Annotated in this window: 18 protein-coding genes; 2 read left to right on the top strand and 16 right to left on the bottom strand. The window is 59.6% G+C overall.

The window, feature by feature from the left end:
- From RYB66_RS07070 to RYB66_RS07040, 7 genes are read right to left on the bottom strand one after another with little or no spacing between them, the layout of a single operon-like run.
- The gene (locus RYB66_RS07070; protein WP_004667600.1) at nucleotides 1–513 is read right to left on the bottom strand and encodes a dCTP deaminase domain-containing protein; all 513 of its coding nucleotides are present in this window, start codon (nucleotides 511–513) and stop codon (nucleotides 1–3) included.
- Between the two features lie 4 nt (nucleotides 514–517).
- Nucleotides 518–1534: a fatty acid desaturase family protein gene (locus tag RYB66_RS07065; RefSeq protein ID WP_005743673.1), complete on the bottom strand. Its 1017-nt coding sequence runs from the start codon at nucleotides 1532–1534 to the stop codon at nucleotides 518–520.
- Nucleotides 1535–1568: 34 nt separating this feature from the next.
- Nucleotides 1569–2678: an SDR family oxidoreductase gene (locus RYB66_RS07060; RefSeq protein WP_005777451.1), complete on the bottom strand. Its 1110-nt coding sequence runs from the start codon at nucleotides 2676–2678 to the stop codon at nucleotides 1569–1571.
- Between the two features lies 1 nt (nucleotide 2679).
- Nucleotides 2680–3147, bottom strand: a complete 468-nt coding sequence (locus RYB66_RS07055) for a type II toxin-antitoxin system RatA family toxin (protein WP_005732080.1) — start codon at nucleotides 3145–3147, stop codon at nucleotides 2680–2682.
- A 12-nt stretch (nucleotides 3148–3159) separates the two neighbouring features.
- Nucleotides 3160–4416, bottom strand: a complete 1257-nt coding sequence (locus RYB66_RS07050) for an aspartate aminotransferase family protein (RefSeq protein WP_046832861.1) — start codon at nucleotides 4414–4416, stop codon at nucleotides 3160–3162.
- Nucleotides 4413–4970, bottom strand: a complete 558-nt coding sequence (locus tag RYB66_RS07045) for a DUF6031 family protein (RefSeq protein ID WP_005743669.1) — start codon at nucleotides 4968–4970, stop codon at nucleotides 4413–4415. The genes RYB66_RS07050 and RYB66_RS07045 overlap by 4 nt, the downstream gene beginning before the upstream one ends.
- Nucleotides 4967–6037, bottom strand: a complete 1071-nt coding sequence (locus RYB66_RS07040; RefSeq protein WP_004667599.1) for a DUF6001 family protein — start codon at nucleotides 6035–6037, stop codon at nucleotides 4967–4969. Before RYB66_RS07040 ends, RYB66_RS07045 begins: the two co-directional genes overlap by 4 nt.
- Before the next feature lie 553 nt (nucleotides 6038–6590).
- Between RYB66_RS07040 and RYB66_RS07035 the strand changes: the two genes are divergently transcribed.
- Together RYB66_RS07035 and RYB66_RS07030 are read left to right on the top strand one after the other, a co-directional pair.
- Nucleotides 6591–7706: a decarboxylase gene (locus tag RYB66_RS07035; protein ID WP_005743668.1), complete on the top strand. Its 1116-nt coding sequence runs from the start codon at nucleotides 6591–6593 to the stop codon at nucleotides 7704–7706.
- 24 nt (nucleotides 7707–7730) lie between these two features.
- Nucleotides 7731–8066 carry a DMT family transporter gene (locus RYB66_RS07030; protein WP_004662130.1) on the top strand — a complete coding sequence of 112 codons (336 nt, stop codon included), beginning with the start codon at nucleotides 7731–7733 and terminating at the stop codon, nucleotides 8064–8066.
- A 31-nt stretch (nucleotides 8067–8097) separates the two neighbouring features.
- On the opposite strand, the gene RYB66_RS07025 is transcribed toward RYB66_RS07030, so the two are convergent.
- The 9 genes from RYB66_RS07025 to RYB66_RS06985 form a co-directional block, all read right to left on the bottom strand.
- Complete coding sequence (locus RYB66_RS07025) at nucleotides 8098–8895, bottom strand: phosphodiesterase (RefSeq protein WP_042915739.1); 798 nt, start codon at nucleotides 8893–8895, stop codon at nucleotides 8098–8100.
- A gap of 120 nt (nucleotides 8896–9015) precedes the next feature.
- Nucleotides 9016–9603, bottom strand: coding sequence for a peroxidase-related enzyme (locus RYB66_RS07020; protein ID WP_005743666.1), 588 nt, complete (start codon nucleotides 9601–9603; stop codon nucleotides 9016–9018).
- Nucleotides 9603–10130, bottom strand: coding sequence for a CMD domain-containing protein (locus tag RYB66_RS07015; protein WP_005743664.1), 528 nt, complete (start codon nucleotides 10128–10130; stop codon nucleotides 9603–9605). Before RYB66_RS07015 ends, RYB66_RS07020 begins: the two co-directional genes overlap by 1 nt.
- A 70-nt stretch (nucleotides 10131–10200) precedes the next feature.
- The gene (locus RYB66_RS07010) at nucleotides 10201–11766 is read right to left on the bottom strand and encodes an ABC transporter substrate-binding protein (protein WP_057404699.1); all 1566 of its coding nucleotides are present in this window, start codon (nucleotides 11764–11766) and stop codon (nucleotides 10201–10203) included.
- 51 nt (nucleotides 11767–11817) lie between these two features.
- Nucleotides 11818–12831, bottom strand: coding sequence for an ABC transporter ATP-binding protein (locus RYB66_RS07005; RefSeq protein WP_005732069.1), 1014 nt, complete (start codon nucleotides 12829–12831; stop codon nucleotides 11818–11820).
- The gene (locus tag RYB66_RS07000) at nucleotides 12821–13837 is read right to left on the bottom strand and encodes an ABC transporter ATP-binding protein (RefSeq protein ID WP_316894114.1); all 1017 of its coding nucleotides are present in this window, start codon (nucleotides 13835–13837) and stop codon (nucleotides 12821–12823) included. The genes RYB66_RS07005 and RYB66_RS07000 overlap by 11 nt, the downstream gene beginning before the upstream one ends.
- Nucleotides 13834–14754 (bottom strand): ABC transporter permease, encoded by a 921-nt coding sequence (locus RYB66_RS06995; RefSeq protein ID WP_316894113.1) that lies wholly within the window; start codon nucleotides 14752–14754, stop codon nucleotides 13834–13836. The genes RYB66_RS07000 and RYB66_RS06995 overlap by 4 nt, the downstream gene beginning before the upstream one ends.
- On the bottom strand, nucleotides 14751–15725 hold the full coding sequence (locus RYB66_RS06990; protein ID WP_002553733.1) for an ABC transporter permease: 975 nt from the start codon (nucleotides 15723–15725) through the stop codon (nucleotides 14751–14753). Before RYB66_RS06990 ends, RYB66_RS06995 begins: the two co-directional genes overlap by 4 nt.
- On the bottom strand, nucleotides 15722–17182 hold the full coding sequence (locus tag RYB66_RS06985) for an NAD(P)-binding domain-containing protein (RefSeq protein WP_005743659.1): 1461 nt from the start codon (nucleotides 17180–17182) through the stop codon (nucleotides 15722–15724). Before RYB66_RS06985 ends, RYB66_RS06990 begins: the two co-directional genes overlap by 4 nt.
- Nucleotides 17183–17321 lie beyond the last annotated feature (139 nt).

Here is a 17321-nt window from a genome sequence, read left to right as displayed (position 1 = left end):
TCAATCCAGAATGATTTTCGAGGGCACGGTGCTCTTGGAGCCCAAGTAGCGTCCCGCATAACAGGTGGTCAGGCCGAAGTTTGCCCAGAAGCAGACCTTGGCCACTTTGGTGCCGGCATAGACCCGCACCGGCTGGGTAACGACGATCTCCAGGGTCCAGCTGATGGCCGCGCCGGTGTGGCCGAGCGGCGCACTGGTCTGAATGAAAACGCCACAGGAGGCGGTGGAAACGTTGGCGTAAAGCTCACTGGCAAAATCGATACCGCCGATCTGCTCGGCCGTGGCGCCCAGGTAAAAGCGGTTGGGGTACAACACAAAGCCTTCGGGCGGAATATGATGCTCGACCACCTCCAGCTCCCCGTGAGGATCGATGCGGTCGCTGCGGTACTCCAGAAGCAGATCCGCCAGGTGACAGCCGTAGGAATTGACCTCGACATGAATGGGGTCGAAAGGCTCGATGACGACACTGCCGACTTCGCGCATTTTCACTATTTCAGAACCGGTCAGCATCATGGGTTCAAGCCTCCTGATCCAGAGACGCCACGGCGCGTGCCTGCCCGTTCGCACCGTACAATTCGGCCCGCATGCTGCGCGCGCCCCAAAGATAGCCTTCGGTGTTGCAGGCGGCGGCCGAGCCTGGCAGGCGCTGAGCAAGGCGTCGCGACAAGGTGCCCAGGTGATAGCTGGGCACCTGTTGAAAAAGGTGGTGCTCCCAGTGCCTGTTGATATTGCACGGTGCAAACAACCCTCGTTCCAGCCAGCCCGGGCTGACGCTGCGTGCATCGCGCTTCACGCTCCGGGTCGAGAGCCCGGCATGCTCCGACAGACTGCGAATGCGCAGAATCGGCGGAAGAAAGAACACCAGCGGTGCCAGCCAGTACAACAGCACGCCCGGCCAGGCACTGAAAGCGCTGATGAGCAGCACTGCGCAGGCATAAAAAGCCAAAGCCTGATAGCGCTCGGTGCGGGTCGCGGGCGAAGGGCTGGTGAAAAGCCCGATCACGCTGAAACTGTCCATCGTGCGTAACGATTGCAGGGTCGACAACCCGCTGATGTCGCGCAGCAAGGCCTGCCAGAACAACCCCGAACTTGGCGGTGCGAACGCATCGGCGTAGTCCGGGTCGGCAGGCGTATTAAGGTGCTTGTGATGGGCAATATGGTGAGCCCGATAACGTGACGTGCTCAATGTCAGAGGAAACGTCAGAAAGACGTTGGAGATCAGGTCGTTACGCCGCTTGTCACGGCTGATCAGCAAATGCGCCGCGTCGTGCATGAGTACCAGCAACGCGTGCTGTCGCGTCGCAATGACGACTACGGCGACAATACAAACCAGCGTCGAATCGCTGACTTCAGCCAGCGTGACTGCGGCGACGATCACCGCCCACTGCACGCCTATCTGCAATGCCTGCCGCCAGTTGCTGAGTTGCTTGAGATCCGAGGTCAGTGACAGGTTATCGCGTGCCAACCTGGCGCGCTCCGAGCGTCGGTCGTAAGCGCCACTGTCCATCGTGTCGAGTTCGATTGTGTCTTCCATCTTTCATCTCCCGTTCAATCGTTGAAAGGGCCTGCTAACCGTGCATTGCCGCTGATTTCGCGACAAGCCTGTCGAGGCTGAGCCGCGCATCGGGCGCATGAGCCAGCCAGTAATCCACCGCTCTGGGTAAAAATATTTCTGCGCTGGGTGCCGGGTGCCGGACATTCAACGGGGGTCTGACCAGATCGCTTTCGGCGTACACGCCGTAGATCTGTAACAAGCGCTCGAAATAGCGGAAATCTCTGGTTGAAATACCCTCCGGCCGCCATGCAACCAGCGAGCGCTTGAGGAACGCCCATTGCCGACTGCGCAGGATCGGTGCCGGGGTAAGCGGCGCAACGCCTGCTGCCTGGCGCGCCCGGTCGACACGCGACTCGATGATGCGGATCACCTGCTCATAAGGCAGCCGCGCATCCCCTGCCGATGCCACGACCTCGCGCGCGTCGCCACCTGCAACGCAATGACTGACCAGGTGGATCAATTCGTCGACCACCCAGTCGATAGGCACCAGGTCAAACAGCCCCTGGCGGTTGCCGACCAGAAACGGTGGTGAAAAGGTATTGATGAAGCGGATCAACGGATACAGCCCATGAAAACGGCTGATTGCGCCGTCGCTCGTAGCGCCGATGACCAGACTGCAACTGAACACGGAAATCGGCATTTGCCTGCCGAAGGTTTCACGTAAACCCCGCTCCGCAGCGGCCTTGCTTTCCTCATAACCGTTGCGATAGGTCCAGCCTTCACACTGCGTGAAAGCCGTGGACACATAGATGAAGTGAGGCTTGCGCACCAGTTTCTGGACAAAACCGCAGAACAGCTGCGCACCTTCGACATTCAGCTCATGCATCTCTTCGAACGTCTTGTCCCAGGCCACATCGGCAGCGAGGTGGACTGCCGTGGCGCTCTCGATGACTGGCATGGTGTCCGCCAGCGCATTCAGGGAAGCGGCGTCGGTAAGGTCGGCGATACGGCACTCAAGCCGCGAGCGGCTGTCCACCGGCAGGTCTTGCAGGCAGCGACTGGCAGCTTGCCCGGAACGACACAAGGCTATGACATGCGACTCCGGATGCTGACTGAGCCAGTCGCGCACGAACCAGGAGCCCAGTGCGCCGCTGGCACCGGTAATGATCAGTGTCGAACGCATATCAACAGCCCCCTGCCGCAACCCGCTGATGACGGCGAGCGAGCAATTGATTGCGTATACCGTCGAGCATCTGGATGTTATTGGCGCGAATCGCTCGTTCGCCTATGGGGTGCAAAACCTCGGCCAGCGACGGGATGCCAAGGTCGAAGGTGACATTCAGGTCCACATGCAAGCCATCGGCGCGTTGTATCAGCAGCCACTCGCCGTACCAGACCTCAAGGTCACCATCGGTCTGCTTGAACTCGATACGCTCGTTCGTCACCAGCCAGTCCTGCTCGGTCCAGGTCAGCTCGCTGCCATTGATCAGCACGCGCCACGTACTGGAGACATATTCACTCTGCCGGGGGTGAACGATCACCTCCAGCACATCACTCATGAAGTCGGGATAGCGGGCGAAGTCCGAGAGGATCGGCCACACTTCGCCAGGCTCGAAGTCACCAAGAAGCACACTGGTTGATACATCAGGCATAGGAAATCTCCGTCATTGGATGGAACGATAGGCCGCATCGACGGCATCACAGAAACTGTTGATGCCCTGTTCGAGGTCGTCCCGGGTGATGGTCGCGTCGGGATAAACCCGCAGTACCCGGGTTGCGCTCAGGCAGAAAGCCAGCAGCACGTTGCGGTGTGCGGCCTCGATCAGGGTCTGCGCCACATAGTTGCTGGAGGTGAACTCCACACCGATCATCAGGCCACTACCGCGTACTTCAGCCACTGCCGGGCAGTCCTGCAGACGTTTGCGCAGGATGTCCATGGCCACTTGCCCAAGCTCATTGACGCGTTCGCAGAATGCGGGATCGCTAACCACGTCGAGCACCGCGTTGACCACTGCCCCGGCCAGGGCGCTGCCCGCATAGGACGAGGCATGCACGACAGGATCACGCGCGGGCGCGCCGAACCGACTGCTGTCGTAAATGGCGGCGGCAACCGGGAACACGCCACCGCCCAGGGTTTTGCCGAACACGATGATGTCGGCTGGCGCGCCGCAAACCAACGAACCACTGCGCCCCAGACCTGACTGAATCTCGTCATGAATCATGAACGCGTCATGCTCGCGGCATAGCCCGGCAAGTTCTCCCAGAAAGCTCAGGTCCACCGGCCTGATTCCGCCCTCTCCCTGAACAGGCTCGGCGATGACCGCTGCAATATCGCCTTCTGCCAGTGTCTTGCGTGCAGCGTCCAGATCACCGGCATCGATGAACACCACATCTTCGGCATGCATCAGCGAGGCGTGCCCCCTGTAGCCATAGCTGACCGCCAGCGCGCCACTCGTGCGCCCGTGATAAGCATGAGTCAACGCGATGATTCGCCGCTTGCCGGTCTGCATGCGCACCAGTTTGAGCGCCGCTTCGATGACCTCCGAACCGCTGTTGCCGTACAGCACGCCATTGCCCGGCCGACCGATACAGGCCACCAGGCGCTCGGCTGCGCTGAGGCTGGGTTCGTTGGCCAATATCCGACTTGAAAGGCCCAGCGACGTCACTTGCCGCGTCAGAGCAGCGACCACCGCGGGGTGCCGATGGCCCAGCAGATGCAGCCCGAATGAACCAAAGTCCAGCCAGCGCCGGCCGGTGTCATCGGTTATCCACGAACCCTGGGCCGAGTGCTCGGCTGCGGTAAGCCCTGCCATTCGCAGCATCAGGCCTTGCTCGCGGCCGAAAACCGCCCCGTAACGCTCGACAAACGATGATTTGCGCACCGGCACACTTGCAGGCGCGGTCATGACATGACTGTTCATAGAGACCTCATCAAAGGAGCCAGAAAGGCAGCATCGCGTCCTGCCAGGCGGCAGGAGCGGTCCCAGTCACGCAGGGTCCGCAGGACCTGGCCCTGAGTACCCGGCAGCAACGGGTTGAACAGCTTTCCGGGAAAGGCCTGCAGAACTTCCTTGAACAGCTCGATTAACCGGCTCGCCTCATCACTGCGGTCGGCATCGGTATCCGTGGGCACGCCCAGCCATTCGACGGCGACTGGCCCGGAGTGAGCAACGACGTCTGTGAGCCCGTATTCACTGAACAAGGCGAACTGGTGCAACTCGTTCGGGGTGTCGGCACCGGCGAGTCGGCAGTCAATGTCGACCATCAATTCAGCCAGCTTGATTCTCAGCGCATCCACCACTTGAGGCTCGTTCGCCGCGCCTTCGAGGTCCTCCAGATAGGCTTCAAGCTCGGTCATCAGCAACCAGGCCACTGATATCAGCTTTTGCGCGTAAGGCCCTGCCGGGTATACATAGCCGCCACTCAGCCGGGGAAACCACTGGCGACCGGCTGCCTGTGCTGAAATTGCAGTCATGCGTGTGCTCCCTGCATCGGGTTGTGATCCTTGAGTGAGAAGCTGACGAGTCCGGCACGCGCAGCGCGCAGAAGACAGGCGGCAGCCTCAGGTGATTGCTCGGCAAGATCGATCGGGCGGGTGCTGGACAGCTCTGGCACATCCAGACGTGCCAATAGCGTCGCCTGTTGATCGTCGGTGAGCACAAAGTCGACCCCCGGCAAAAACGCACTGGCGGCGGAACGCTCGATACCTGGTTTTAATGCGGCATAGTCCGCTTCGCAGGCAAAGGTTTGCTCGGCGAGCTGGGTCAATTCACACAATTGCATGAGGCCTGCTCCCTGCAATCCATTGCGGCAGGCAGGATAGGCGCGTTGCCACAACTGCCCGATGGCACGGGCAAGGCCGTCGTCATTCAGCATGCCGTGCCGGTTGAGCGCGCGGTCCCATCGCAGGAGTGTCCACTTGCGATTGGAGTTGACCCAGCCGTGGCTGGCCAGCGTCGCGTTCATCAGAAACAGTGCGGCGTTGCAGGCATAGGCGGCGGCCGCGCGGTATTCGCCACTGCGCCAGGCCAGCACTGAAAAGCAGGCGCTCTGGCGGAAGTCGTCGAACGCTGCCACCGACCAGATCGAACTCAAGTCCTTCTGACTGTCCAGATAAGGAAGCGACTGATCGGTCGACACCGCGCAGACCAGGCGCTCCAGGTACTTTCGCGATACCGCCTGCTGCTTGTCCCACTGCTTGAATGCAACGAGTTTCTGTGCGGTAGTTTTGTGTGCGTCCGTCGCCAGTTGGGAGAACGCGTTGTGAACTTCTTCTCGGGCAAATGCCACCACTTCCATATGGTGTTCATTGTGGTAAATCTGCGAGGCCATCGATTGATCGGACTGCCGATCATCGGTCACACATATCAGGTCTATATCACTGGCCGCATTAGCGATGCCATGTACGGGAGAGCTGCTGATCAGCGCCAGTTGTGCATCGGCATACTGGCGTTTTACAACCTCTTCCAGTTCAGAAAAAGCAAGTTGGCGCGAGGCCAGAAACTGCAGGGCGTTGCCTGAATAAAAAGCACGAAAATCCATGTACACCTTCCACTCGATAACGGTGACTTCATTGGGGCTGCTATTCGGCTTGCCGAGCAACCCCCTGCCTGATCCATGACCATGAATTACTTTGTCGTCGTTAACGCGAGCGCTGACGCAATGGAACAAGCCCCATTACTTCACGATGTTGTACCCAGCAAGTGGCGTGCCACCGTTATTGATCATCGTGTATTGGCAAGGTGCCAGATAATCGCCAACGCCGGCCTAAAGCGTGACTGAAAGATCGGCAAGCCTTTAATTTAAATGACTTTTTTCCGTGAACTTTCGAAATATGAAAACTTTAATATATGTATCGAATTATGTATAAGCCACTTTTAAAAGTAGCAAAGTGCTATCCATTTTTATTATTTCAGGGCGCGTAAGCAACTGCACCACGCCGACTCGATAACGTCGAAATCGCACTGTTTTGGATTATCGTCTTGTATACATGTTTATTAGATCACTGCCGTTAAGTTTGTTCAGCCGTCTGATAAAGCAGTGGCACGAAGCTTGCTCAAGCTCTGCTCACACTTCGAAGCCAGGGAAGTTCAACGTGGACACACTTCTTGCACAATTAGCCGACGACACCAACGACACCTTCTATACCGTTGACCCGCGCTGGATCACCCGGAATGCGCAGCAATTCAGTGGCTGTTTTCCAGGTACCGTGCTGTATGCAATGAAGGCCAATCCACTTGAGCAAGTACTTGAAGCCTTGAGCCAGGGCGGTATCAATCATTTTGACGTGGCGTCGCTTGCAGAGGTGCAGACGGTACACAACACGCTGCCCAATGCAGTTCAATACCTGATGAACCCAGTGAAGTCCCGCCATTGCCTGCACGAGGCTTACTATCGGTATGGCGTGCGTTCATTTGTGCTCGACAGTGAGGAGGAACTCTCGAAGTTGCGGGACGTGTTGCCCGAACGCGACAGCACGATCAGCCTGTTCGTGCGCTACGCACCCTCCGAGTCGACGGCGGTTTATGATCTCAGAGGAAAATTCGGGGCAAGTCCGGTGTTAGCGACGCAACTGGTGCATCAAGTGGCGTCCAGCACCGAGTGGTCACTCGGGCTGTCATTCCATGTCGGTTCGCAAGCCCTTGAAGACGGCCCGTGGCTCGCGGCCCTCAATGACGCCGATGCCATTGTGCGCGACACCGCCGAGCACGTCAGGCACCTGGATATCGGTGGCGGGTTTCCGGGTAATTACCTGAACTCCATGGGTAACACGCCAGACCTGGTTGGCAGAGTCTGCGAGCATATCCAGACCAGCCCGACACTGAAGGACCTGAACCTGATCTGCGAAGCGGGTCGTGGTCTGGTCTACGGCGGCATGTCGCTATTTGCACGGGTGCTTTCAAGACGCGAACAGAGCGTTTTTTGTGGTGCCGGTATTTTTGGCGGTTTGCTCTCAGCCCAGCAGTGGCTGCAATTTCCCGCACGCGTGTGGCGAGAAGGCACCCCTTACACCGGTGCTGCGGAAAACACGTTCAATATCTTCGGCCCCACCTGCGACAGCATGGATCGCCTGGCCTTCCCCTACTCGCTCGCCAGCGATATCAGGGAAAGCGACTGGCTGGAATTCCAATCGACCGGCGCTTACTCGGTGTCCCTGCGCACCCCGTTCAACGGGTTTTACGCCGACCGCATCATTTCTCTCCCTTCCTGAATGCCTGAAAAGCGATCTGCCGCCATGCTCATAAAAGCCTATTTGTTCCTGCTTGCAGGAATTGTCGCTGAAACAGTGGCGACCATCGCACTGAAAGAAAGTAACGGGTTTACCCGTTGGGTCCCGGTTATTGCCTCTATCGCGGGCTACGGGCTCGGAATCGTCTGCCTGGGGTATGCACAACGGGACTTGCCCATGTCCCTGATCACCTCCATGTGGTCAGGGTTGGGCATTACGCTGATCACTGTCATTGCCGCGTTTCGCTATCAACAGGTGCCCACGTTAATGGCCGTGAGCGGTATCGGCCTGATCATCGCGGGCATCATTCTGGTCAATCTGGCCAAGGAACAAGTGGCCTGACAGCGCATGGTTGCCAGGCTCATATGTCGGTTCAAGCGAAGTCAAAAGGCCCCTCGAAACGGCCTATTGGCACCCAGTGGGTAATAAGACCGGTGTCGGCCTTCCAGTGGTGCAGCAACAGCGCGGGAGGCTCGACATAGGAAGCGTCGGCAGCATCCGGGCGCAGTTGCAAGGCAATGGCCGTCGTCGTGCTCGGGGCCGTGCACATCAGCGTGCCGCCAAAGCGCAGCTGCATGAAACGATGAATATGACCGCAGACGATTCGCTCGACAGCCGGGTATCTGGAGACCACCTCGGCCAGCCGCTCGCCCCTTTCACAGCGATAGGCGTCGATGCAGTGAATGCCACTTGAAAACGGCGGCTGATGCATCATGATCAGCGTCGGTTTGTCAGGCTCCAGCGCCAGTATGCGATCCAGCCATTGGGTGGCAGTATCGGTCATATCGCCGTGATGCTGTTCGGGCACGCTGATATCCAGCCCGATAATGCGCATCGGCGCGGAACCTGAGTCGACGAAGCTGCAGTTTTCCTCATTGATGAAGTAATCGTGCTCCGGGAAGGCATTACGCAGGTTCTGCCGATGATCATGGTTGCCCGGTATCATCAAAAGCCTCTGGCGCAGCGGCTGCAGCAGCTCTCGGGCCATTGCGTACTCCTCGGGTCGCCCCTCGTCCACCAGATCACCGCTGAACAGAATCAGATCAGGCGGCGGATCCAGGGCGTTTATCGTGTCGACGGCAGCCGCCAGCATTGCATTCGAATCGACAACGCCTTGATAGAGTAGCCCTCTGGGTCGTACATGCGTGTCAGAAATGTGCGCTATCAGCATTCCGTTACCTCAATCGTGACCAGGTCGCTTATCCACTAGTACAGCGAACCTGCAACGACCGGGCCAGACTTCGCCCCGGCCATTACTGAAGCGCGGCAGCGATTGAGAACACCGCAGTCTTTAAACCTCGGGAAACACTGGTTCTCCCAGATTGAGCATGAGCCGATTGGCCCACGCGAATATCGAGATAGCGTGAATCAGGTCCAGCACCTGCGCATCGTCCAGCCCTTGCTCGCGCAGTGCATTGATATGCCCGGCGTTGAGCGAGGCCGGCTCGAGCGTCAGGTCGATGGCGAACTGCACGATGGCTTTTTCACGCGCGGTCGTACCTGCCGTATGGGGGTCGGCAAATACCTGGGCGATAACATCATTGCGCTTGGCCAGTTGTTCGAAGCGTTGCGCGTGCACTGACGCGCAATAGACGCAGCGGTTGATCCGCGACACGACAGTGCTCGCCAGCTCCCGCTCGGCGCGCGACAGGCCACCCGGTGCGTACATGATCGCGTTGAACGCCTGTGAGCGCTGACGAAGGATGTCAGGGTGATGTGCCAGGGTCAGGTAGTAATCCGAGGTCTTGGCCTGCGGATGGCTTTCTTCAAGCACCGCAACCTGCCCGGCGGTCGCGCTGTTCAGGTCCACGGTTGGCAGCCAGGCTTTCCAGCCCAGTACCTGATTGGTGAAGCCTTCAATTTCAATCAGTTCGCTCATCAGGCTGCTCCGGCAGACTTTAACGCACCCAGCCCTGCGGCCAGACGCACCTGGTAGGACAGGAATGCGATCAGTTGCGCCAGCACCACTATTTCAGCGGTGCTCAGGCCCTGTTTTTGCAGCGCCTGCAACGCGCTCTGATCACCGTGTACCGGAGACTCGATCAGGGTGCGGGTAAAGCGCAGGATCGCAGCCAGGCGCGGGTCCTCCAGCAGGTCGATTCGGCTGGCGCTCACATCGGCCAGTACGCTTGCCTGCGCGCCAGTCGCCTGCAATTGCGAAAGATAATGCTCGCTGAGGGTCGGTTGCAGACTCAGCAGGGTCGCGTAATAGGCAACCCAGAGACGCTCGTTCAACGACAGGTTGTGCTCCAGCGTCGGGGCAAAAAACAAATCCTGACTACCCTGGGTCGCCAGTGCGACCTTGTCCCGCGCATGCCGAATTGCGTGCAACGGGCTGGCTGGCGCGATGCCCAACAGACTATCCAGAGTGTCCGGAGGCGTCGAATGTTCAGTGGTCGATGTCATGACAGGTCCTGCAATGCTGTGGTTGCATGCGCGCAGCCGCTTCAAGAAGCGGCACGTGAATGAAAGGAGATCAAGGCTGTTCGGTAACCATGGTTGCCGCCGTGCGGTCACTGACCAGCGGCTCGACCTTCAGGCCTTTGCGCGCCGCCCAGATGTTCTGGTAGTGGAACAGCGGGATGATGCCGACGTCGTCGCTGACCACCTGAACCGAGTCCTGAAGAATCTTGCGCCGTTTGGCCTCGTCGAATTCGGCGGTCGAATCAGCCAGTGCCTTGTCTACCAGCGGATTGCTGTAATGCCCCCAGTTGGACGCGCCCTGCCCCTTGCTGCTGTCGACCGTGGTCAGAATGTTGGTCAGGGCATATGCCGCTTCGCCAGTCCCGTTGCCCCAGGCAATCACACTGATCGCGAGTTCATTCTTGTTGGCCTTGCCCGCGTACACAGCCCACGGCAATACCTCCAGCTGGACCTTGACGCCGATCCGCGTCCAGAATTGCGCCACCGCCTGCATGACCTCCGGTGCCTGCGGATAACGGTCGCCTGGCACATGCACAGTCAGTTGGAAGCCTTCGGGAAAGCCTGCCTGCGCCAGCAGATCCTTGGCCTGTTTGACGTCATAGGGAATGTTCTTGATCTGCGGGTTGTAACCGAACGTATTGGCCGGCATCCATTGATTGGCCTCGGTGACGGTGCCTTGCATGATGCGTTCATTGATGGCCGGGCGGTTGATCGCCAGGGACAGCGCCTTGCGCACCCGCACATCCAGCAGCGGGTTTTCGGCCAGCGGCTTGCCTGCGTTGTCACGAATGAACTCATTCGGTCCGGCACGGAAGCTCGGTTGAATGATCAGCGCACGCAGGCCCTGATAGGCGAAGACATTGACACTCGGCGTTTTGCGCAGGCGCTCTACATCGGTGGGCGACACCTTGTCGATCACGTCCACATCACCCGCCAGCAAGGCCGCAGTACGGTTGGCGGCGGTGGCGATGAAGCGAAAATCAACCTTGTCCCAGGTTGGTTTCGCGCCCCAGTAGCTGTCGTTACGGGCAAAGATAGTGCGATCACCCGGCACGAATGAGACAAACCGGTAAGGGCCGGTGCCGATCATGGCCTTGCCCGAGTTGTAATCGGCGCTGCTGGCGGTCGCACCTGCATGACGGCTGACAATGTAGATCGAATCGACGTCCGGCAGCAGGTTGGCGTTAGGCAGACGAGTCTTGATGATCAGCGTGTGCTCATCCTTGGCCTTGACCGATTCAACGGTGCGCATGGCACCTGCATAAGACGCGACACTGCCGGGTACGCTGCGGGCGCGCTCGAAGGAGAAGACCAGATCGTCGGCGGTCAGCGGCGTGCCGTCCTGCCATTTCACGTCATCGCGCAGGGCAAATTCCCAAGTGGTGTCGTCGACAACCTTCCAGCTCTTGGCGAGGCCCGGCAGGGTCTTGTCATCGCGGCGGCTGACCAGCGATTCAAAGGCATGCAGCGCCACCGAACGGTCGCCGGCATAGTTGTTGAGCTGGGGATCGAGCGACGATACCGGGTCGGCATAACCGATACGCAAGTCCTGCGCCGAGACACTGCCAGCGGCCAGAACGAGGGCCGACGCTAACAACGAACGAACGAGTGGTTTCATGGGTGATTCCTTGTACGCAATGGCAGAGGGTGACGAGCTTCAGGCGCTCGTTCAGCGTTGATCATTCAAATGGCACGCGCTCTGGTGGTTCGGCGAAACCTCCCTCAGCGCTGGAACTTCCTCGCGGCAGCGCGCCATGGCGTGCGGACAGCGAGGGTGGAAATGACACCCGGTTGGCGGGTTCAGCGGGCTGGGGATTTCCCCTTGGATCGCGTCATAACGGGTACTGCGGATATCAAAGCGCGGGATCTGCGCCAGCAGGGCTTGGGTATACGGGTGATTGGCACGCGCAAACAGGTCATCGACCGATGCGGTCTCGACCACACGGCCCAGGTACATAACAACCACGCGGTCGCACAGATGCTCGACCACGCCCAGGTCATGACTGATAAACAGATAGGTCAGGCCCAGCTCGTCGCGCAGGTCCATGAACAGGTTGAGAATCTGGGCCTGAATCGACACGTCCAGCGCTGCTACCGACTCGTCGCATACCAACAGTTCCGGCTGCACCGCCAGTGCACGGGCAATGCCGATGCGCTGACGCTGACCGCCACTGAATTGATGGGGATAACGCTGGCGCAACTGCGGGCTGAGCCCGGCACGTTGCAACTGGGCACTGACGTAATCATCAGCCCCTTTGCGGTCGGTCAGGCCATGCAGCAGCGCGCCCTCCCCGACGATACGGTCGACCCGCAGGCGCGGGTTGAGGCTTGAGGACGGGTCCTGAAAAATCATCTGTACTTTCAGGCGCAGCGCCTTGCGCTCCTGCGTCGTCAGGCTGTCGAGCGGCTTGCCGTCCACCGACGCGACACCTGACGAGACCGGCAGCAGCCCGGCGACCATGCGTCCCAAGGTCGATTTGCCGCAGCCCGACTCGCCCACCAGCCCGACCACTTCGCCACGCATGATCCGCAGATCGATTCGATCCACAGCATGGGTCACCGGTTTCGGACGGGTCAGGTGCAGTCGCTGCAGCAGTCCTTGAAGAGAGTGTTCGGCCACCGGTTTGCCGAAGGTCTTGCTGACCTGGTGCAGCTCGATAAGGGGAATCAGATCACTGGGCATCGGCAGCTCCCGGATGAAAGCAGCGAACCGTCTGGCGCGGTCCCGCCTCGTGGGGTTCGGGGTCGCTCTGTACACATATCTGCGACGCTCTGGAGCAGCGCGCCGCAAAGGCGCAGCCGGCAGGCGTAGACAGAAGGTCCGGCGCCATGCCGGGTATCTGACGCAGGCGCTGGCCACGCTTGTTGCGACTTGGCAGGCTGTCGATCAGCCCCTGTGTATAAGGATGTTGCGGGCGATCCAGCACCTCGGCGACCGGGCCTTGTTCGACAATGCGTCCGGCGTACATCACTGCCACGTCATCAGCCAGCCCGGCAATCACGGAAAGATCATGGGTGATCCAGATCAGTGAGGTGCCCTGCTCACGTACCAGCTTCTGCACCTCACTGAGAATTTGCGCCTGAATGGTGACGTCCAGCGCAGTGGTTGGCTCATCGGCAATGATCAGGTCCGGGGCGTGCAGCAGCGCAATGGCAATCGCCACTCGCTGGCGCATGCCGCCAGACAGTTGATGCGGATAGGCGCGCAGGCGTTCTTCAGGGCTGGCGATGCCCATCAGCGCCAGAGTACGACTGGCATGCTCACGGGCCTCTCGCCTGCCGAGCGGGCTATGCGCGCGCACCGCTTCGATCATTTGCGTGTCGACCCGTAGCACCGGGTTGAGGGTCATCATCGGGTCCTGAAAAATCATCGCCACCCGGTTGCCCTGAATGCCGCGCAGTTGCGAGGCAGACAGTTTGGTCAGATCACGCCCTTTGAACAGCACCTGCCCGCCACTGATGCGCCCTGGCTCATCGACAAGGCCGAGAATCGAAAACCCGGTGACCGATTTGCCCGAACCCGACTCACCGACCAGGCCGAGAATACGCCCCGGCTGCACGCTCAAGGACACATCACGCACCGCCGGCAGCACGCCTGCGCGGGTATGGAACGAGGTGCACAGCCCTCGCACATCAAGGGTTGGCTGTGTAACCGGGGTTGACGCGAATGACACTTCAGGCAGGCTCATCGCTGCAACCTCGGGTTAAGAACATCACGTAGACGGTCACCGACCAGATTGATCGCCACGATGGTGATCAACAGTGCCAGCCCCGGAAACAGGCTGATCCAGTATTCATTACTGAGCATGTACTGAAAGCCGTTGGCAATCAGCAGCCCCAGTGAAGGCTCGGTCACCGGCACACCCAGACCGAGAAACGACAGGGTCGCTTCCAGGGTAATGGCGCGGGCGATTTGCAAAGCGCCGATCACGATCAGCGGCGGCAGGCAGTTGGGCAGAATGTGGCCGATCACAATGCGCAGCGGACCAACGCCCTGCCCGCGCGCTGCATCGACGTATTCGCGACGGCTTTCGGTTAGCGCCTGACCACGCGCTGTACGGGCGTAATAGGCCCATTCAAGCACTATCAGGGTAAGCATCACGTTGCCGACGCCCTTGCCCAGCCAGGCGAGAATCATCAGCGCCATTAGAATGACCGGGAATGACAGCAGCAAGTCGACCAGACGCATCAGCAAGACATCGACCCAGCCGCCGACATACGCAGATACAAGCCCCAACAACGTGCCGATCACTGCCGCAATCAGCGCCGAGCCAATGCCGACCCACAGGCTGATGCGCAGGCCATAGATAATCGCCGAGACCAGATCGCGACCCTGTCCGTCGGTGCCCAGCCAATAGGTATAGCCGCTGTCCATGTTGAGGCTGCCTGGCGGCATTCGCGCATCCATCACGTTGAGCTGCATCAGGTCGTAGGGGTTCTGCACCACGATCCAGGGTGCCAGGACAGCCACCAGCACAATGACCAAAAGGACCATCAGGCCTGTCACCGCAGTCGGTGAGCTGAAGAACTCGGTCAGCACCCGCCGCCATGGCGATTGAGCCTGCAACAGCGTGCTGCCGATCGGGGCTTTTTCAATGACATTCATCGGGAGGCCTCGATGCGTACGCGTGGGTCCAGCAGGTAATACAGGCCATCCACGATCAGGTTGAGCACCACGAAAATCACCACGACCACCATTAGGTAAGCGACCACCACCGGGCGATCAAGCATGTTGATGCTGTCGAGGATCAGCTTGCCGGCACCGGGCCAGGCAAAAATGCTCTCGGTTACCACGGCGTAGGCGATAGTCGAACCCAGTTCCATGGCCAGCACCGTCACCACCGGGATCATGGTGTTGCGCATGACATGCATGCACATCACACGCATCGGCGACAGGCCCTTGGCCCGGGCGAATTTGACGAATTCCTGAGGCAGCACCTCACGCACTCCGGCACGGGTCAGGCGCAGCACCAGCGAAATCTTGAACAGCGCCAGGTTCAGCGCAGGAAGTAGCAGATGTTGCAAACCGTCCAGCGTCAGCCATGACCATTGCACACCCAGCCATTCACGGGTTTCGCCCCGACCGCTGGCCGGCAGCCAGCCCAGCGTGATCGAGAACAGCATGATCATCATCAATGCCACCCAGAACGCCGGCAGCGAAAAACCGACGATGCTGGCAGCCATCATCAGCCGGGAAAGCGGGTGCTCGGGGTACATACCAGCGAACATGCCCAACGGCACACCGATGACTACGGCCAGAAACAAGGCGCTGAACGCCAGCTCAAAGGTCGCGGGCAAGCGCTGCAGAATCAGGCGCATGGCATCTTCGTGGTACACAAAACTTTGCCCAAGATTGCCGTGAACCGCGCCTTTGAGAAAAATCAGGTACTGCTGCCACAGCGGCTGATCCAGCCCCAGATGAGCGATGGCCTGCAGACGTTCGGCCTGATTGAGGTCTTCACCAACCAGAATATCCATCGGATTACCAATGGCATTGAGGCCGACGAACACCACCACGGTCATCAACAGAATGACCAGCAACGACTGAGTGAGCCTGCGCAGCGCCCAGCCGATCATTGGCGCAGCTCTTCGGCGGTCGGCTGGCTGGCCACCCACTCATCGCCCAGCAGCTCTGGCTCGGCGTAATCGAGCATGGTGTCGAAATGCAGCGCGATGTCCTCATTGAACAGCTGCCCGACCAAGGCATGGGCCAAACGCTTGGAGCCTTCGCTGATGGCAGGAATATCCCCGGACACCGCGCCATAGCTCAGCGCTGCCGGGTAACTGAAGCAGTGGATATGGTTCAGCCCTGGACAGCCGCCGGGGGTCTTTTCCTGAAACTCGAAACAATTGCCCAGGTCCGGCAGCAACGCCAGTTCGCTGTCGGTTTCGCCTTGCGGCGCTTCGAAACGATCCTGCCAGACGCGAATCTGCGACGAAAACGGGGCAAATTCAGGGCGCTGGCGGAAGTCGGTACGAAACCCGGTGGCAAACACCACAAAATCGGCCTCGATACACGCTTTGGGCGTGTTCAGCCACACGCCGCCAGCCGGGTTCTGTTCGACTGAAAGCACCGGGCTGTCGAGCATGAAGCGGGCTTTGCCCGAACCAGAAACTCTGAGCGTACTGCCGCGTGGCGGTGGCACTTGCTGAGTGTTCAGGTAGTGGCGAATACGCCATTTCCAGATATCCGGCAGGCGCCAATAACCGTGAACCATGCCCGGGTTACCGACCCCCTTGCCTTTGTTGATGCGAGGCAGCTCGGCACGCCGGATGAGCAGGTCAACCCGCGTTGCGCCCGCTTCAAGCGCAGTGGCGGCGCTGTCCATGGCTGATGCGCCACCGCCAATGACTGCCACACGTTTGCCGGTGAACCAGTCATCCTGCAGGCCCGCCGCCGAATGCGTCCACAAATGCTTCGGCAACTGCCGGGCAAAATCCGGCACCCAGGGGCCGCCCAGACCGTCACGGCCCGTGGCGAGCACCACATGCCGGGCCAGCAGGAATTGCGTTTGCACAGGCGTCACGATATCCAGTTCGATCAGGCCGTCCGCTCTGGGTGCGACCCGGCTCACCCGGTGTTCGTTGCGCACGTCCAGCGCCAGCACCTTGCGATACCAACGCAAGTATTCGGCCCATTGCAGGCGTGGAATCTTGTCCAGTAATGCCCAGCCGTCGATACCGAATTGCGCTTCGTACCAGGCGCGGAACGTCAGCGCCGGCAGCCCCAGCGCCGGTCCGGTCAGTTGCTTTGGCGAACGCAGGGTTTCCATTCGCGCGGTGGTTGCCCAAGGGCCTTCGAAACCGGCCGGGGACTGATCGAAAATCACCGCCGCCACGCCGAGGTTGCGCAGTTCTGCGGCCAGAGCAAGACCAGCCATGCCACCGCCGATGATCGCCACATCAAGCACTGCCTGCCCGGCGCTCATCCTGGCTTTGACCCAGGGCCTGGCGGGCAGGTCCAGCCAGGCCAGATCCTGCTGCAAACGAGCTTCCAGGGCCGCCAGACCGGCAGGTGCATTTACATCTGACATTGATCGGTACTCGAAAAAATGTTCGGGCCACAAGCCCAAGCGGTGACTCAAACACTTCAAGAATCATTCCAATGTCGCATTAAATGAATTCTTTAAGCCTTTGAATGCTTAATTCGAATAGTAAGAGGCGCTTTTTATT

The organism is Pseudomonas syringae group sp. 243L2, from assembly GCF_032587875.1.
Classification (GTDB): domain Bacteria; phylum Pseudomonadota; class Gammaproteobacteria; order Pseudomonadales; family Pseudomonadaceae; genus Aquipseudomonas; species Aquipseudomonas amygdali.
Note: the sequence above shows the minus strand (reverse complement) of the source record. Positions and strands in the feature narration are given on the sequence as shown.

What these genes read in the sequence shown, in the direction of transcription:
- RYB66_RS07045 (WP_005743669.1), bottom strand. Translation starts at nt 4,970, where the DNA reads ATGACTGCAATTTCAGCACAGGCAGCCGGTCGCCAGTGGTTTCCCCGG.
- RYB66_RS07065 (WP_005743673.1), bottom strand. Translation starts at nt 1,534, where the DNA reads ATGGAAGACACAATCGAACTCGACACGATGGACAGTGGCGCTTACGAC.
- RYB66_RS06995 (WP_316894113.1), bottom strand. Translation starts at nt 14,754, where the DNA reads ATGAATGTCATTGAAAAAGCCCCGATCGGCAGCACGCTGTTGCAGGCT.
- RYB66_RS07060 (WP_005777451.1), bottom strand. Translation starts at nt 2,678, where the DNA reads ATGCGTTCGACACTGATCATTACCGGTGCCAGCGGCGCACTGGGCTCC.
- RYB66_RS07005 (WP_005732069.1), bottom strand. Translation starts at nt 12,831, where the DNA reads ATGCCCAGTGATCTGATTCCCCTTATCGAGCTGCACCAGGTCAGCAAG.
- RYB66_RS07070 (WP_004667600.1), bottom strand. Translation starts at nt 513, where the DNA reads ATGATGCTGACCGGTTCTGAAATAGTGAAAATGCGCGAAGTCGGCAGT.
- RYB66_RS06985 (WP_005743659.1), bottom strand. Translation starts at nt 17,182, where the DNA reads ATGTCAGATGTAAATGCACCTGCCGGTCTGGCGGCCCTGGAAGCTCGT.
- RYB66_RS07030 (WP_004662130.1), top strand. Translation starts at nt 7,731, where the DNA reads ATGCTCATAAAAGCCTATTTGTTCCTGCTTGCAGGAATTGTCGCTGAA.
- RYB66_RS07025 (WP_042915739.1), bottom strand. Translation starts at nt 8,895, where the DNA reads ATGCTGATAGCGCACATTTCTGACACGCATGTACGACCCAGAGGGCTA.
- RYB66_RS07000 (WP_316894114.1), bottom strand. Translation starts at nt 13,837, where the DNA reads ATGAGCCTGCCTGAAGTGTCATTCGCGTCAACCCCGGTTACACAGCCA.
- RYB66_RS07040 (WP_004667599.1), bottom strand. Translation starts at nt 6,037, where the DNA reads ATGGATTTTCGTGCTTTTTATTCAGGCAACGCCCTGCAGTTTCTGGCC.
- RYB66_RS07020 (WP_005743666.1), bottom strand. Translation starts at nt 9,603, where the DNA reads ATGAGCGAACTGATTGAAATTGAAGGCTTCACCAATCAGGTACTGGGC.
- RYB66_RS07055 (WP_005732080.1), bottom strand. Translation starts at nt 3,147, where the DNA reads ATGCCTGATGTATCAACCAGTGTGCTTCTTGGTGACTTCGAGCCTGGC.
- RYB66_RS06990 (WP_002553733.1), bottom strand. Translation starts at nt 15,725, where the DNA reads ATGATCGGCTGGGCGCTGCGCAGGCTCACTCAGTCGTTGCTGGTCATT.
- RYB66_RS07010 (WP_057404699.1), bottom strand. Translation starts at nt 11,766, where the DNA reads ATGAAACCACTCGTTCGTTCGTTGTTAGCGTCGGCCCTCGTTCTGGCC.
- RYB66_RS07050 (WP_046832861.1), bottom strand. Translation starts at nt 4,416, where the DNA reads ATGAACAGTCATGTCATGACCGCGCCTGCAAGTGTGCCGGTGCGCAAA.
- RYB66_RS07015 (WP_005743664.1), bottom strand. Translation starts at nt 10,130, where the DNA reads ATGACATCGACCACTGAACATTCGACGCCTCCGGACACTCTGGATAGT.